Here is a 15,477-nt window from a genome sequence, read left to right as displayed (position 1 = left end):
GCCGCACCGCCTCATCCCGACATCCTCAGGAGCCCGGAACGTGACGTCGCTCGCTCTCGGACCAAGTTGGTTGGATCCGAACTACCTGCTCGACACGTTCGGCATCTGGGGTCTGCTCGCCATCGTGTTCGCCGAGTCCGGCCTGCTCATCGGGTTCTTCCTGCCCGGTGACTCGCTGCTGTTCACCGCGGGCATGCTGATCACCTCCAAGACGCTGGACTTCCCGCTGTGGCTGGCCATCGTGCTGATCTGCGTCGCCGCGATCCTCGGCGACCAGGCGGGCTACATGTTCGGCAAGAAGGTGGGGCCGGCGCTCTTCAAGCGCCCCGACTCCCGCCTGTTCAAGCAGGAGAACGTCACCAAGGCCCACGAGTTCTTCGAGAAGCACGGCCCCAAGTCCCTGATCCTCGCCCGGTTCGTGCCCATCGTGCGCACGTTCACGCCGATCATCGCGGGCGTCAGCGGCATGCGGTACCGCTCGTTCCTGATCTTCAACGTCGTCGGCGGCATCCTCTGGGGCGCGGGCGTCACCCTGCTCGGCTCCTGGCTCGGCAGCATCGCGTTCGTCCGCGAGAACATCGAGGCGATGCTGATCCTGATCGTCCTCCTGTCGGTGGTCCCGATCATCCTGGAGTTCCTGAAGGCCCGCAGGGAGAAGAAGCGGCAGCCGCAGTCCCCGGCCGCGACGGCCGTGACGGCGCCCCCCGTCATGGACGACGCGACGACCCAGCTGCGCCGCGTCCCGTCCGACCAGAACCGGCGACACGGCCACCAGCCGTACGGCGACCAGGGGCAGCAGGCGTACGGCAACCAGGGGTACGGACAGCAGGGCGGACAGTACGGCGGGCAGTACGGCGGCCGGCCCCGCCAGGGAGCCGGCTACCCGGAGCCGGAGCCGTACGGTACGGAGCAGGGGTACGGGCACCAGCAGCCCCAGTACCAGCAGCAGTACCCGCAGAACCAGCAGTACCCGCAGAACCAGCAGTACCCCCAGAACCAGAACCAGCAGTACCCCCAGAACCAGAACCAGCAGTACCCGCAGGGCCAGGGCTACCCGTACGGCCAGGGGCACCCGCAGAACTGATGGCGGCATCCGCGCCCCGTAAGGGGCGCGGGGCCGTGTCGACTTGAGGCTTCGCCGCGCGGGCGCGAGCAACCACCACCGAACCCGCACCCGGCGACGGAGCGCGACGACAACGACGGACCCCGGTCCCGCTCAGAACCCGCGCGTCCGCTTCGCCGCCCGCCGCCCCGCCGCGCTGGCCGCCCCCGGCATCCGCAGGAACAGCCGGGAGATCTCCGACCCCAGGTTCACCCCGATCGCGATGGCCATGGCGAGCGCGACGGCCTTCGTGAGGTTCACCAGTCCCGCGTTGACGTCGTTCTGGGCGAACGCGAGCAGTCCGAAGTACGTCGCCGAACCGGGCAGCAGCGGCCCGATCGCGGCGGTCGTGTACGGCAGCGCCGACGCGAACTGGTAGCGGGACATCAACTGCCCGAACAGCCCCACCAGACCCGCCGCGACGGCCGTGGACGGGACCGGCGAGAAGCCGCCCGCATAGTGCATCGCGCCGTACACCACCCAGGCCACGCCCCCGTTGAGCGTCACCGCGAGCACAGTGGACCGCTCCTGCTGGAGCAGCACCGCGAAGGCCAGCGACAGCAGCATCGACGCGGTGATCTGCCACAACGGGCGGTCGGAGCCGCCGAGGGCCGTGTTCGGGGCGAGCTCCGCGCCCAGCTTGACGCCGAAGTACAGGACCAGCAGCACGCCCACGACGATGCCGACGATCAGGTACATGACCTCGAGCAGGCGCGCCGACGCGGTGATGTAGAAGCCGGTCAGCCCGTCCTGCACCCCCGCCACCAGGGCCCGCCCGGGCAGCAGCGCGAACAGCCCGCCGGTGACCACCGCGGACGCTCGCACCTCCACCTCCGCCAGCGTCAGCGCGATCCCGATCGCGGCCGGGGGCATGGCGGCCACCGCGAACTGGTAGAACTCCGGCAGTCCGCGCCCGGCGCACAGCCAGGCCAGCCGGTCGCCGAGCATCGCGCCCGCCGCGGCCGCCACGAACACCGTCAGACCGCCGCCGACGAGCACGGAGGCCGCGCCCGCGAGCAGCCCGGCGGCGGCGGTCAGCGCCCAGCCGGGGTAGGGGTGGCGGTTGCGGCGTATCTCCGCCAGGCGCCGGTAGGCCTCCTCCAGGGAGGTCTGCGTGTCCGGGTCGCTGAGGTCCGCGACGAGCCGGTAGACGGCCGACAGGCGCGTGTAGTCGGTGCCGCGCCGGCGCACCGTCCGCGACGCCGACACCGGGTCCTCCACCAGGGACGGCTGGTGGGTGATCGACAGGAGGGTGAAGGTGACGGTCGGCTCGCAGCGGTCGAGCCCGTAGGAGCGGCACACGGCGAACATCGCCGCCTCCACGTCCTCGGCGTTCTCACCGCCCGCGAGCAGCAGCTCGCCGATACGGAGCGCCAGGTCGAGCACGCGGGGGACGGCCGGGCCGCCCTCCTCCGTCCGCTGCGGGCGCTCCGGGGCGGGACGGTCGGCGACCGGCATGCGCAGCATCGTGCGCATGCGGTCCTGCCAGGGCACGTCCTTGGTCAGGCTGACCGCGGGGGTGCCGGCCGGCGGGGTGAAGGCGGGCTCCCGCACGCTGTACGTGCTCGGCGTGCTGAACGCCGAGCCCTCGTGCTCGGCGCCCGACGGCTGCGGCGGCTCCAGCCCCCGCGGGACGGCGAACTCGGACGTGACCTCGGACTCCGTGACAGTCCTCGGCACGTCGAAGCCGTCGGGCAGGGCGAACTCGGACGTCGTGGAGGACTCCCCGTCGCCCTCCGGACGGACGAACGCGCTCCTCGCCTCGTCCGACTTCGGCTTGCCGCCCTCCGTCTCCTTCGTCTTCGTCACCTGCTGCTCCCGCGTTCGTGCCTCCTGACCACATACCTCACGTACGCCTCAGTATGCGCACAGACGCGCGAACGGGCCGCATCATCCCGCGAGGGATCATGCGGCCCGTTCGTCACAGGCGTCACGCAAGCCGAGGTCAGTGACCGCCCTGCTCCTCGAGGCGCTTGTACGACCGCTCGATCTCGGCCTCGGCGTCGGCGCGGCCCACCCAGTTGGCGCCCTCGACCGACTTGCCGGGCTCCAGGTCCTTGTAGACCTCGAAGAAGTGCTGGATCTCCAGGCGGTCGAACTCGGACACGTGGTGGATGTCCCGCAGGTGCTCCACGCGCGGGTCGGACGCCGGCACGCACAGCAGCTTGTCGTCGCCGCCGGCCTCGTCCGTCATCCGGAACATGCCGATCGCGCGGCACTTGATGAGGCATCCGGGGAACGTGGGCTCCTCCAGCAGGACCAGCGCGTCCAGCGGGTCGCCGTCCTCGCCGAGGGTGTTCTCGACGAAGCCGTAGTCGGCCGGGTAACTGGTCGAGGTGAAGAGGCGACGGTCCAGGCGGATCCGACCGGTCTCGTGGTCCACCTCGTACTTGTTCCGCGAACCCTTCGGAATCTCGATCGTGACGTCGAACTCCACCGGTGGCTCCTCCATGATCAGCACATAGTTCTGGTGATTAAGTGTCCCTCACGCAGGTGTGTGATCGCGAAAGGGGCTGGTGGTCGTGCCGGAGCCGAGGGGCTGGCGGGCCGCGGGGCCGCACGTCGAACGCGTCGTGCGGGCCGCGCGTGCCACGTGGTCGCACGTCGAACGCGTCGCACGGGCCGGCCGGCCGCACGTCGAACGCGTCGTGCGGGCCGTCGCGGCACGCGCCACGGAGCTCACGCCCCTCCGCCTGTCCGCCGGTGCGGCCGCCTGCGGCCTGGTGCTGGCGGTGCTGGCGGTGACCGTGGCCGGTCCCTGGGACTCCACCGGTCAGCGTACGGCGGAGCGGGACCGGGCCGCAGCGCGCGATCGGGAGGGTGGCACAGATCACGGGCACGATTCCGGCGCGTCGTCCGGTGCCGCTCAGGGGGCGCCCAAGCCCGCTCCGAGCGCCCCCTCCGTCCTGGCCGGCCTCGGCGGCTCGGGGTCCGCGCCCGCGGCGGACGCCCTCGCCGACCTCCTGGACCCGCTGCTGGACGACGACGCGCTGGGCGCCCGCCGTACGGCCGTGGTCGTCGACGCGGCGACCGGGAAGGTCCTGTACGGCAAGGGTGCGGACGACGCGCTGATCCCGGCGTCCACCACGAAGATCGCCACGGCCGCCGCCGCGCTCTCCGCGGCCGGGGCCGACCACCGCATCGAGACGCGGGCCGTCCTGGCCGACGACGCCGACGGAGCCGCCGAGGTCGTCCTGGTCGGCGGCGGCGACCCCACCCTGACCGCGCGCGAGGACGCGGCAGGGCACGCGAGCCTGCGCGAACTCGCCGACGAGACGGCCGCCGCGCTGCGCGAACGCCACCTGGACGAGGTCACGCTCACCTACGACACGTCCCTCTACCAGGGGCCGCGGCTGCACTCCATCGGCCAGAACCCCAACCTCGCCCCGGTCACCGCCCTCATGGTCGACGAGGCCCGCCTGGACGACTCCACCAGCGGTCCGGCCGACCGCGGCACCGACCCGGAGAAGGACGCGGCCCGCCGGTTCGGGGACCTCCTCGAGGACCGGGGCCTCAAGGTGAGGAGCCCCCGCCCGGGCACGGCGGACAAGGACGCCGACACTCTGGGCTCCGTCTCCTCCCCGCCCCTGTCCGCCCTGGTCGAACGCATGCTGACCAACAGCGACAACGACATCGCCGAGGCGCTGGCCCGCCAGACCGCCCTCGCCTCCGGGGAACCGGCGAGCTTCGAGGGCGCCGGCCGGGCGATCCGCGCCGAGCTGGAGGAGCTCGGTCTCCCGCTGAAGGGCGTCCGCGTCGCCGACGGCAGCGGACTGAGCCGCGACGGCAGGCTCACGGCGGACCTGCTCACCGCCCTCCTCGCCGAGGCGGCCGCGCCGGACCGCCCCGGACTGCGCTCCGTCCTGACCGGCCTGCCCATCGCCGGCTTCACGGGCACGCTCAGCAGCCGGTACGCCGACGAGACGTCCGCCACCGGCCTGGTACGCGCCAAGACGGGCACCCTGACCGGCGTCAACACCCTGGCGGGCACGGTCGTCGACGCGGACGGCCGCCTGCTGGCCTTCGCGTACCTGGCCAACAGGACGACGGACCCGACGGCCGCCCAGCACACCCTGGACCGCGCGGCCTCGGCCCTGGCCCGCTGCGGCTGCCGCTGAGCGCTCCACCGAAGCGACCGACACACCGCCTGCGGACCGGGCGGCACGGCCCGGCCCCGCCCGGACACCGAGGCCCGCCGACCGCCGACGGCGCGGCGACCGCAGGAGCCGGTCCGGCGCGAAAGCGGCCGTTGCACGCCGCCCGGCCCGTTCCCTTCCGGCACCACCCCGCTCCCGGGGCTGTTCCTCACCCCGCCCCCGGGTCGGCCGCCGCGCGGGGGCGCCCCGCTGGCCGTCGGCGGTGCAGTGGGGTGCCGGGAGTCGGCCCGGTTCATGGAAGCGCTTGTTCAGCTCCGCCTGCGCCGCCCGGCTCATCGCCCGCAGGCGTCACGCCGCTCCCGGGCGTCACCTCTCACTCCGCCCTCCCGGGCCGGCTTCCCGGCGACGCAGTGGCCGCCGGGGAGCCGGCGCCGTGCCGAAAGTGATCGTTCCGATTGGCCCGGGCCAACCGGAACGATCACTCTCGGCACCACCTCGCCCCCGGGCACCACCCCTCACCCCGCCCCCGCGCCGGCCGCCCCGCAGGGGCACCCCACCCCCGTACGGCCTGCCCCAAGCGGCAGCGCTCCCGTACGGTTGACGCATGACGAGCATCGGTGGTGCGGAGATGGTCGACTGGAATCTCGCGGTGGCGACCGCGACCCGGCTCATGCGGCCGGGCCCCGAGGTGAGCCGTGACGAGGCCAGGGCCGTCGTCGCGGAGTTGCGCCGGCACGCGAAGGCGTCGGAGGAGCACGTCCGGGGCTTCACCCGGATGGGGCCCGACGAGGCCGACGACACCCCTGTGCTCGTCGTCGACCGCCCGGGCTGGGTCAAGGCGAACGTCGCCGGGTTCCGCGAGATCCTCAAACCGCTCCTGGACAAGATGCAGGAACGTCGCGGCAGCACCCCCGGCGGTGCGGTGCTCGGCGCCGTGGGCGGCAAGGTGACCGGCGTGGAACTGGGCATGCTGCTCTCGTTCCTCGCCTCCCGCGTCCTCGGCCAGTACGAGACCTTCGCCCCGGCGACCCGCGAACTCCCCGCGGGCGCGAACGGCGGCGGACGGCTGCTCCTCGTCGCCCCCAACATCGTCCACGTGGAACGCGAGCTGGACGTCGACCCCCACGACTTCCGCCTGTGGGTGTGCCTGCACGAGGAGACGCACCGCACGCAGTTCACCGCGGTGCCCTGGCTGCGCGACCACCTGGAGGGCGAGATCCAGTCGTTCCTGGGGGAGACCGACGTCGACCCCATGACCGTCCTCGAACGCATCCGCGAGGCCGCCCAGACGCTCGCCGGCGGCCGCCCCGAGGGCGAGGAGGGCGACGACGGCCGGTCCCTGGTGGAACTGGTGCAGACGCCCGCCCAGCGCGAGATCCTCGCCCGCCTCACCGCCGTCATGTCCCTCCTGGAGGGCCACGCCGACTTCGTGATGGACGGCGTGGGCCCGGCCGTGGTGCCCTCCGTCGGCGAGATCCGCGAGAAGTTCCAGCAGCGCCGCGCCCGCGGGGCGTCCCGGCTGGACCTGGCCCTGCGCAAACTGCTCGGCCTGGACGCCAAGCTCCGGCAGTACCGGGACGGCGAGCGGTTCGTACGGGCCGTCGTCGACCAGGTCGGCATGGACGGCTTCAACCGCGTGTGGACCTCCCCGAACACGCTCCCGACCAAGTCGGAGATCGCCAAACCGGCGGACTGGATCGCGCGGGTGCACAGCAGGCCCGAGGCGTGAACACGACGGCCGGGTCGTGAGACCGGTACCACCCACGGCAGGCGGACGCCCCCTCAATCACCCTTCCGAGGGAGCGTGAGCCATGGACAGCCGTGCAATGCTCGGGGAACAGCCCGTCTCTGTCACCATCTACACACTCTGAGTGACCGACCTCGGGTCGGCCCCCGACAATTTCATGTGAAGGGAACCGGACCATGGGTCCCCATCCTGCGGTCGCGGCGATACGCCTGGCGGTCCGCCGCGTTCTCCACGACATCCTCACCGAACACCCGTCACCCCCCTCTCGGCCCGCCGACGCGCCGCAGCAGCCCGTCCCGATCACCCCGTACGACCCGTACGCCCCGTGCGAGCCGTACGGCGCCGCGCCGGCCCCCCGGCCGCGCCCCGCCGGCGAGGTGCCCCCGCCCCCGCCCCCGCCGCTCGTGCTCGTGGCGTGCTCCGGCGGCGCCGACTCCATGGCCCTCGCCTCCGCCCTCGCCTTCGAGGCCCCGAAACTCGGCGTCCGGGCCGGCGGCATCACCGTCGACCACGGCCTCCAGCCCGGCTCCGACGTACGCGCCGACGAGGTCGCCCAGCGCCTGCGGGACCTCGGACTCGGCCCCGTCGACGCCGTGGCCGTGCACGTCGGCCCCGCCTCCGACCGGGCCGCGCACGGCGCCTCCTACACGGGGGGCGGCGGACGCCGGGTGGGACCCGAGGCCGCCGCCCGGGACGCCCGCTACACCGCGCTGGACGCCGCCGCCGAACGGCACGGCGCCGCCGCGATCCTGCTCGGCCACACCCGCGACGACCAGGCCGAGACGGTCCTGCTCGGCCTCGCCCGCGGCTCCGGCATCCGCTCCCTGTCCGGCATGGCCGCGGTGTCGGGAGCCGGCGGTCGCTACCGGCGGCCCTTCCTCCAGCTCGACCGGCAGACCGCCCGCAAGGCATGTCTGGTCCAGTCCCTCCCCGTCTGGGACGACCCGCACAACACCGACCCCGCCTACACCCGCTCCCGGCTGCGCCACGAGGGCCTGCCCGCCCTGGAGAAGGCGCTCGGCAAGGGCGTCGTCGAGGCCCTGGCCCGTACCGCCCAGCTCTCCCGGGACGACGCCGACGCCCTCGACACCTGGGCACGCCAGGCGGCGGACTCCGTACGGGACGCGGCGGGCCGGCTGGAGTGCGCCAAGCTGCACGCGCTGCCCCCCGCCGTACGGCGCCGTGTCCTGCGCCGCGCCGCCATCGACGCGGGCGCCCCGGCGGGCTCCCTCTTCGCCCGGCACATCGAGGAGGTCGACCGGCTGATCACCGGCTGGCGCGGCCAGGGGGCCATCAACCTCCCCGGCAAGGTCGTCGCCCAGCGGCAGGGTGGCAGACTGGTGATTCGGCAAGGCTGACGTCGCCCCCTGCGGGAGGCGCCCGGCAGCTCCCCTCGCGGGGCGCGCCGGTCAGCCGTACGAGCGGGACGACCGAAAGTGATGCGGGTGGACGCGAAAGACATGGGTGCCGACCTCGAGAAGGTGCTCATCACCAAGGAAGAGATCGACGCGAAGCTGGCGGAGCTGGCCGCGAAGATCGACGCGGAGTACGCGGGCAAGGACCTGCTCATCGTCGGTGTCCTCAAGGGCGCGGTGATGGTGATGGCGGACCTCGCCCGGGCGCTGTCCACCCCCCTCACCATGGACTGGATGGCCGTCTCCTCCTACGGCGCGGGCACCCAGTCCTCCGGCGTCGTACGGATCCTCAAGGACCTCGACACCGACATCAAGGGCAAGCACGTCCTGATCGTCGAGGACATCATCGACTCCGGCCTGACCCTGTCCTGGCTGATCACCAACCTGGGCTCCCGCGAGCCCGCCTCCCTCAAGGTGTGCACCCTGCTGCGCAAGCCGGAGGCGGCCAAGGTCGCCATCGACGTGGAATGGGTCGGGTTCGACATCCCCAACGAATTCGTCGTGGGTTACGGACTCGACTACGCCGAGAAGTACCGCAACCTTCCGTTCGTCGGTACGCTCGCGCCTCACGTCTACGGAGGCTGAACCCGCGCCGTACGGGCCGGGGAGCCCTTGTGGCGCAAGCCCTGTAAGACGATCGGGAACCCCAGCGGGTTTCGCGCCGTTGGAGCATGCAGAGACGGGTTTGTCAGCCGTCCCGCGCGGCTTCGGGTGACAATGCTGGGGTACCGTCCGAAGAACAGCCTTTATCAAACTCACTATGGCAGGAGGGACGGGGCGGCACCGCTCCGTATGGATGGACGTGAAGCGATACTTCCGTGGGCCGGTCATGTGGATCGTGCTGGCCGTCCTTGCCGTGGTCGTGTTGATGCAGGTCGTCGGCTCGTCCGGCGGCTACAAGACGGTGGACACGGGCCAGGTCGTCCAGGCGATCAATGAGGACAAGGTCAAGTCGGCCAAGCTGACCACCGGTGACGAGCAGATCATCAAGGTCGAGCTCAAGAACAACGAAAAGGTCGAGGGCAGCTCGAAGATCCAGGCGAGCTACATCGACAACCAGGGTGTGTCCCTGGCCGCCACGCTGCAGGAGAAGTTCCAGAACAAGCAGCTCGAGGACGGCTACACGGTTTCGCCCTCGAAGCAGAACCCCTTCGTCGGGATCCTGCTCTCCCTGCTGCCCTTCGTCCTGATCGTGGTCGTCTTCCTGTTCCTGATGAACCAGATGCAGGGCGGCGGCTCCCGGGTCATGAACTTCGGGAAGTCCAAGGCCAAGCTCATCACCAAGGACACCCCGAAGACGACGTTCGCCGATGTCGCCGGTTCGGACGAGGCCGTCGAGGAACTCCACGAGATCAAGGAGTTCCTCCAGGAGCCCGCCAAGTTCCAGGCCGTGGGCGCCAAGATCCCCAAGGGTGTGCTGCTGTACGGCCCGCCCGGTACGGGCAAGACCCTGCTCGCGCGCGCCGTCGCGGGCGAAGCCGGCGTTCCCTTCTACTCGATCTCCGGTTCCGACTTCGTCGAGATGTTCGTCGGTGTCGGTGCCTCCCGGGTCCGCGACCTGTTCGAGCAGGCCAAGGCCAACGCCCCGGCGATCGTCTTCGTCGACGAGATCGACGCGGTCGGCCGCCACCGCGGCGCCGGCCTCGGCGGTGGTCACGACGAGCGCGAGCAGACGCTGAACCAGCTGCTCGTCGAGATGGACGGCTTCGACGTCAAGGGCGGTGTCATCCTCATCGCCGCGACGAACCGCCCGGACATCCTCGACCCGGCGCTGCTGCGCCCGGGCCGCTTCGACCGCCAGATCGCCGTCGACCGTCCCGACATGCAGGGCCGCCTGGAGATCCTCAAGGTCCACCAGAAGGGCAAGCCGGTCGCCCCGGACGTCGACCTGTCCGCGGTCGCCCGCCGTACCCCGGGCTTCACGGGCGCCGACCTGTCGAACGTGCTGAACGAGGCGGCGCTGCTCACGGCCCGCAGCGACAAGAAGCTGATCGACAACCAGATGCTCGACGAGGCCATCGACCGCGTGGTCGCCGGCCCCCAGAAGCGCACCCGGATCATGTCGGACAAGGAGAAGAAGATCACCGCGTACCACGAGGGCGGTCACGCCCTGGTCGCGGCGGCCTCGCCGAACTCCGACCCGGTCCACAAGATCACGATCCTGTCCCGCGGCCGCGCCCTCGGCTACACGATGGTCCTCCCGGACGAGGACAAGTACTCCACCACGCGCAACGAGATGCTGGACCAGCTGGCCTACATGCTGGGCGGCCGCGCGGCCGAGGAGCTCGTCTTCCACGACCCGACCACGGGTGCCGCGAACGACATCGAGAAGGCCACCGCCACCGCCCGCGCGATGGTCACGCAGTACGGCATGACCGAGCGTCTCGGCGCGATCAAGTTCGGCGGCGACAACACCGAGCCGTTCCTCGGCCGGGAGATGGCGCACCAGCGCGACTACTCGGAAGAGGTCGCCGCGCTGGTCGACGAAGAGGTCAAGAAGCTGATCGAGACCGCGCACAACGAGGCGTGGGAGATCCTGGTGGAGAACCGGGACGTCCTCGACAACCTCGTCCTCGCGCTCCTGGAGAAGGAGACGCTCGGCAAGGAGGAGATCGCTGAGATCTTCGCCCCGATCGTCAAGCGCCCGCCGCGGCCGGCGTGGACCGGTTCGTCCCGCCGCACCCCGTCCACCCGCCCGCCGGTGCTCTCCCCCAAGGAGCTCGCACTGACGAACGGGGTGAACGGCGCGTCGTCGGCGATCACCGGTGCCGCCGAGTCCGTCTCCTCGCCGGAGCCCTCCCCGGAGGACCGCCGGGAGAGCTGACCCCACGCTCCCCGGAGCTCCCGTCAGGACCGGAATGAATGCCGCGCCCCCCAGGTTCTAGCCTGAGGAGCGCGGCATTCCGCATGACCGCACATGAGACGCGTCCACTCGTACGCGTCGGAAGGCACAGGAACGAGGCACCGCACATGACCGACCCCGTGACGCTGGACGGCGAAGGGCCGATCGGTGAGTTCGACGAGAAGCGCGCCGAGAACGCCGTACGGGAATTGCTGATCGCGGTCGGGGAGGACCCGGACCGGGAGGGCCTGAAGGAGACTCCGGGGCGGGTGGCCCGGGCGTACCGGGAGATCTTCGCGGGTCTGTGGCAGCAGCCGGAGGACGTGCTGACGACCACGTTCGACCTCGGGCACGACGAGATGGTGCTCGTGAAGGACATCGAGGTCTTCAGCACCTGCGAGCACCACCTGGTGCCGTTCCGGGGCGTCGCCCACGTGGGCTACATCCCGTCCACCTCGGGGAAGATCACCGGCCTGTCGAAGCTGGCCCGGCTGGTGGACGTGTTCGCCCGGCGCCCGCAGGTCCAGGAGCGCCTCACGACGCAGATCGCCGACTCCCTGATGGAGATCCTGGAGCCGCGCGGCGTGATCGTCGTCGTGGAGTGCGAGCACATGTGCATGTCGATGCGTGGCATCCGCAAGCCCGGAGCCAAGACGATCACGTCCGCGGTGCGCGGACAGCTGCGGGACGCGGCCACGAGGAACGAGGCGATGAGCCTGATCATGGCCCGCTGACGGGTGCGGGGCTGCGGGCCGGAAGATCCGGGGCTGTCAGGTGGTCACCCGGCAGCCCCGGTTCATGCCCTCGCCCATGCCCTCGGGCACGCATGTCCTCACGCCGCGCGGACCGTGCCCTCGCCGTTGGTGTCGTCGTCCTCGGGGAGTCTGCAGACGCGCTCCAGGAACAGGGCGGCCGCTATGACGGCGAGGCCCGCGAGGACGGAGAAACCGGCGTAGATCGCCTGGTCGCGGCGGGCGGGGATCTCCAGGGACTCCAGGAGGAAGACGCCCACGCCGCCGTACACGCCCGCGACCAGGGCCGCGACCAGTGCACTCGCCTGGCCGAAGACGACCGCGCGGGCCGCGAGCATGGGGTCGACGCCCTCGGCGCCCGGACGGCGCTCGCGCTGGGCCCTGAGCCGGCCGCGCAGCGAGAGCGCCGTGGCGAGCAGGACGACGGCGATCAGGGCGAGCACGATGGGCGCGGCGAGCGGAACGCTCGGCAGCGTGCCCATCGAGTTCCACAGGCGGGCTCCGGCCCAGGACAGCACTCCGGCCACCACGAACACCGCGGCCAGCGTCCTGATGCGCAGCTCTCTCACGATGTCCCTTCGTCGGTGTCGCCGGCGGCCGCCGGAGTTTTCCGTGCCCGGTAGACCATAACGACTACTCGGGCAGCCGGAGTTCCAGGTCGGCGCGGGGCGTGACACCGGTTCGGGTGAGCCGGTCGAGGAGCTGGGCGACCGGGCCGTGGCCGGGCAGCTCCGCCTCGGGGTCCACGTCGTGCCAGGGCGCGAGGACGAACGCGCGCTCGTGCGCGCGCGGGTGGGGCAGCGTGAGGACGGGGTCGTCGGAGACCACGTCGGCGTAGGTGACGATGTCCACGTCCAGGGTGCGCGGGCCCCACCGTTCGTCCCGTACGCGGTGGAAGGCCTCCTCCACCGCGTGGGCGCGCTCCAGCAGCGAGTCGGGCGGGAGGGTCGTCTTCAGCAGGACGACCGCGTTGAAGTACGTGGGCTGGCTGCCGGGCTCGACGCCCCAGGGCTCCGTCTCGTACACCGGGGAGACGGCCTTGATCCGTACCCCGGGTGTGTCCTCCAGGGCGTCGACGGCGCCCTGGAGCGTCTCCAGGCGGTTGCCCAGGTTGGCGCCGATGGAGAGGACGGCGCGCTGGGGGTTGTGCAGGGTGCTGTCGGCGGCGTCCACCTGCTCGACGACCGAGGCGGGCACCGGCTGGACGGTCGGGTCGCTGGAACCCTCGGTGAAGGACGCGGTCATGCTCGGCTCCGGGTGATGGTGACGGTCACGTCGTCGAAGGGGACCGTGATGGGCGCCTGCGGCTTGTGGACGCAGACCTCGACCTCCTGGACCCCTTCGTGGTTCAGGCACACCTGTGCTATGCGCTCGGCGAGCGTCTCGACGAGGTCGACGGGCTCGCCCTCGACGACGGCGACGACCTCTTCCGCCACGATGCCGTAGTGCACGGTCTTCGCCAGGTCGTCGTCGGCCGCGGCAGGCCGGGTGTCCAGGCCCAGGGCGAGGTCCACGACGAAGGTCTGCCCCTTCTCCCGTTCCTCCGGGAAGACACCGTGGTGCCCGCGGGCCCTCAGGCCGCGCAGCGCGACACGATCCACGCGAATCACTCCTGCAATCGTCGGGCTGTGCTGTCTCGGGGGCGCTCCCCGGCCCCGGCCGGTGCGTGCCGGACGCCGTGGACACCCCGGTCCCACCGAATCTACCCGCGGGCACCGACAGTGCTTGCCCATGAGAGGCCGGGCGGGGCCGTGGACGGGCAGGTTTCACCAGGTGTTTCCCGGGTGAACGGGCGGGCCGGCCGGTCGGGGAGCGGGGCGAACCGGGGGCCGTGATTCCGGCCACTGTCCCGCCCGCCGCCGCCCGCACCACTGCCGCCGCCCGCCGCCGCCCGGGACGTCCGGGTCCGCGGGCCGGCCGGTGTCCGCCCGCCCGCTCCTACGGGTGTGCCGTCAACGGCCGGGTGTGTCGTCGCCCTCGTCGCCGTCGGTCTCGGAGAGGACCGGTGAGGCGTGGTGGGACCACATCTTCCAGCCGTCGGAAGTGCGCCGGAAGACGTTCGTGCTGACCACCAGCTGGCCGACGAGCGGGCCCGGTTCGTCGCCGCCCTCGGGGGCCGGGCCGCCGCTGAGGATGTTCTCCGTGCAGGTCACGAGGGCGGTGTCGCCGGTGACGGACACATGGACGTCGGTCAGGAAGAACTGGATGTAGTCGGTGTTCGCCATGATCAGGGCGTACGACCGCAGCACCTCGCCGCGGCCGGTGAGGACCGGCCAGCCGGGGTGGACGCAGGAGATGACACCGGTCTCCGCCGGGTCGTGGTACTGCTCGTCGACCCCGACGTCGGAGGGGGTCAGCCACAGCGAGGAGAGGGTCTCGAAGTCGCCCTGCTCCATCGCCTCGTAGTAGGCCCTGTTGGCGAGCTCGACCTGCTCGACGTCGGTCTCGGGCGCGCTCACCGCTGCCGGGCCCCTTCCACGGCCCGTGCCACGCGTACGGCGTCGGCGGTGGCCCGTACCTCGTGGACGCGGACCGCCCAGGCGCCCTGGTGGGCGGCGAGCGCGGAGACGGCGGCGGTGGCGGCGTCGCGCTCGCGCGCGGGCGGCACGGTGCCCTCGGGGCCGGCCAGGACGCGGCCGAGGAACCGTTTGCGCGAGGCGGCGACGAGGAGGGGGTGGCCGAGGCCGTGCAGGCGGTCGAGGTGGGCGAGGAGTGCGATGTCGTGCTCGGCGTCCTTGGAGAAGCCGAGCCCGGGGTCGACGACGACGCGGTCGGGGGCGACGCCGCCGGCCAGCACGGCCTCCACGCGCGCGTGGAGCTCGTCGACGACCTCGGCGACGACGTCCTCGTACACGCCTCTCACGTTGCCGCCCGCCAGGAAGCCGCGCCAGTGCATCACGACGAAGGGGGCGCCCGCCGCGGCGACGACCGGGACCATCGCGGGGTCGGCGAGACCTCCGCTGACATCGTTGACCAGGGCGGCTCCGGCGGCGAGGGACTGCTCGGCGACGGAGGCGCGCATGGTGTCGACGGAGACGACGACGCCTTCGGAGGCGAGACCGCGGACGACGGGGACGACACGCCGCAGCTCCTCCGCCTCGTCGACTCGGGAGGCGCCGGGGCGGGTGGACTCGCCGCCCACGTCCACCAGGTCGGCGCCCTCGGCGACGAGGTCCAGGCCGTGCTTGACGGCGGCGGTGGTGTCGAACCAGCGGCCTCCGTCGGAGAACGAGTCCGGGGTGACGTTGACGACGCCCATGACCGCACAGCGGTCCCAGGCGGGCAGTCCCGCCACGCCGGTGCGCTCGTTCTGCGTGCTCATGCATCCAGCCTAGGCCCCGGCGGCGGGGCCGGTCCGTCCGGACCGGGTTGTGGGGGTTCTTGGTGGGTGGTGGGACCACCGTGGGGAGGACGGCTCCCTCCCCCCCCCCGTTATGTTTTTCGCGGTCCTGCAAGAGGGCCGCTGGCCTCCGGGCCCGGCATGACTGTTCCCCCCTGTCGAACCAATGACCTGGGGGGTGG

Annotated in this window: 14 protein-coding genes; 7 read left to right on the top strand and 7 right to left on the bottom strand. The window is 72.0% G+C overall.

Features of this window, described 5'->3' with window-relative positions; genetic code table 11:
• The first annotated feature begins 40 nt into the window (after nucleotides 1–40).
• Complete coding sequence (locus tag IEZ04_RS26035; RefSeq protein ID WP_189219398.1) at nucleotides 41–1,084, top strand: DedA family protein; 1,044 nt, start codon at nucleotides 41–43, stop codon at nucleotides 1,082–1,084.
• 132 nt (nucleotides 1,085–1,216) lie between these two features.
• On the opposite strand, the gene IEZ04_RS26030 is transcribed toward IEZ04_RS26035, so the two are convergent.
• On the bottom strand, nucleotides 1,217–2,911 hold the full coding sequence (locus tag IEZ04_RS26030) for a threonine/serine exporter family protein (RefSeq protein WP_189219397.1): 1,695 nt from the start codon (nucleotides 2,909–2,911) through the stop codon (nucleotides 1,217–1,219).
• Nucleotides 2,912–3,047: 136 nt separating this feature from the next.
• On the bottom strand, nucleotides 3,048–3,539 hold the full coding sequence (locus IEZ04_RS26025) for an inorganic diphosphatase (protein ID WP_189219538.1): 492 nt from the start codon (nucleotides 3,537–3,539) through the stop codon (nucleotides 3,048–3,050).
• 79 nt (nucleotides 3,540–3,618) lie between these two features.
• On the opposite strand from IEZ04_RS26025, the gene dacB reads away from it, so the two are divergent.
• From dacB to folE, 6 genes are all read left to right on the top strand, one after another.
• Nucleotides 3,619–5,220: a D-alanyl-D-alanine carboxypeptidase/D-alanyl-D-alanine endopeptidase gene (dacB, locus tag IEZ04_RS26020; protein ID WP_189219396.1), complete on the top strand. Its 1,602-nt coding sequence runs from the start codon at nucleotides 3,619–3,621 to the stop codon at nucleotides 5,218–5,220.
• 583 nt (nucleotides 5,221–5,803) lie between these two features.
• The gene (locus IEZ04_RS26015) at nucleotides 5,804–6,928 is read left to right on the top strand and encodes an Rv3626c family coenzyme F420 biosynthesis-associated protein (RefSeq protein WP_189219395.1); all 1,125 of its coding nucleotides are present in this window, start codon (nucleotides 5,804–5,806) and stop codon (nucleotides 6,926–6,928) included.
• 194 nt (nucleotides 6,929–7,122) lie between these two features.
• Entirely contained in the window at nucleotides 7,123–8,304 is a 1,182-nt protein-coding gene (tilS, locus tag IEZ04_RS26010) for a tRNA lysidine(34) synthetase TilS (RefSeq protein WP_189219394.1), read from the top strand.
• Between the two features lie 81 nt (nucleotides 8,305–8,385).
• Nucleotides 8,386–8,946, top strand: a complete 561-nt coding sequence (hpt, locus tag IEZ04_RS26005) for a hypoxanthine phosphoribosyltransferase (protein WP_189219393.1) — start codon at nucleotides 8,386–8,388, stop codon at nucleotides 8,944–8,946.
• A 211-nt stretch (nucleotides 8,947–9,157) separates the two neighbouring features.
• Nucleotides 9,158–11,185: an ATP-dependent zinc metalloprotease FtsH gene (ftsH, locus tag IEZ04_RS26000; protein ID WP_189219537.1), complete on the top strand. Its 2,028-nt coding sequence runs from the start codon at nucleotides 9,158–9,160 to the stop codon at nucleotides 11,183–11,185.
• Nucleotides 11,186–11,331: 146 nt separating this feature from the next.
• The gene (gene folE, locus IEZ04_RS25995; RefSeq protein WP_189219392.1) at nucleotides 11,332–11,937 is read left to right on the top strand and encodes a GTP cyclohydrolase I FolE; all 606 of its coding nucleotides are present in this window, start codon (nucleotides 11,332–11,334) and stop codon (nucleotides 11,935–11,937) included.
• 98 nt (nucleotides 11,938–12,035) lie between these two features.
• Here the strand turns inward: folE and IEZ04_RS25990 are convergent, their stop codons facing one another.
• The 5 genes from IEZ04_RS25990 to folP form a co-directional block, all read right to left on the bottom strand.
• Nucleotides 12,036–12,524 carry a DUF3180 domain-containing protein gene (locus IEZ04_RS25990; protein ID WP_189219391.1) on the bottom strand — a complete coding sequence of 163 codons (489 nt, stop codon included), beginning with the start codon at nucleotides 12,522–12,524 and terminating at the stop codon, nucleotides 12,036–12,038.
• A 64-nt stretch (nucleotides 12,525–12,588) separates the two neighbouring features.
• Nucleotides 12,589–13,200: a 2-amino-4-hydroxy-6-hydroxymethyldihydropteridine diphosphokinase gene (folK, locus tag IEZ04_RS25985; protein ID WP_189219390.1), complete on the bottom strand. Its 612-nt coding sequence runs from the start codon at nucleotides 13,198–13,200 to the stop codon at nucleotides 12,589–12,591.
• A complete protein-coding gene (folB, locus tag IEZ04_RS25980; protein WP_189219389.1) occupies nucleotides 13,197–13,556 on the bottom strand; it encodes a dihydroneopterin aldolase in 360 nt (119 codons plus the stop codon). The genes folK and folB overlap by 4 nt, the downstream gene beginning before the upstream one ends.
• Nucleotides 13,557–13,907: 351 nt before the next feature.
• Nucleotides 13,908–14,414 carry a nuclear transport factor 2 family protein gene (locus IEZ04_RS25975; protein WP_189219388.1) on the bottom strand — a complete coding sequence of 169 codons (507 nt, stop codon included), beginning with the start codon at nucleotides 14,412–14,414 and terminating at the stop codon, nucleotides 13,908–13,910.
• Entirely contained in the window at nucleotides 14,411–15,277 is an 867-nt protein-coding gene (folP, locus tag IEZ04_RS25970) for a dihydropteroate synthase (RefSeq protein WP_189219387.1), read from the bottom strand. The genes IEZ04_RS25975 and folP overlap by 4 nt, the downstream gene beginning before the upstream one ends.
• Nucleotides 15,278–15,477 lie beyond the last annotated feature (200 nt).

The organism is Streptomyces ruber (genome assembly GCF_014648075.1).
GTDB lineage: Bacteria > Actinomycetota > Actinomycetes > Streptomycetales > Streptomycetaceae > Streptomyces > Streptomyces ruber.
The sequence above is the reverse complement of the archived record's forward strand: the minus strand, read 5'-3'. Positions and strand labels throughout refer to the sequence as shown.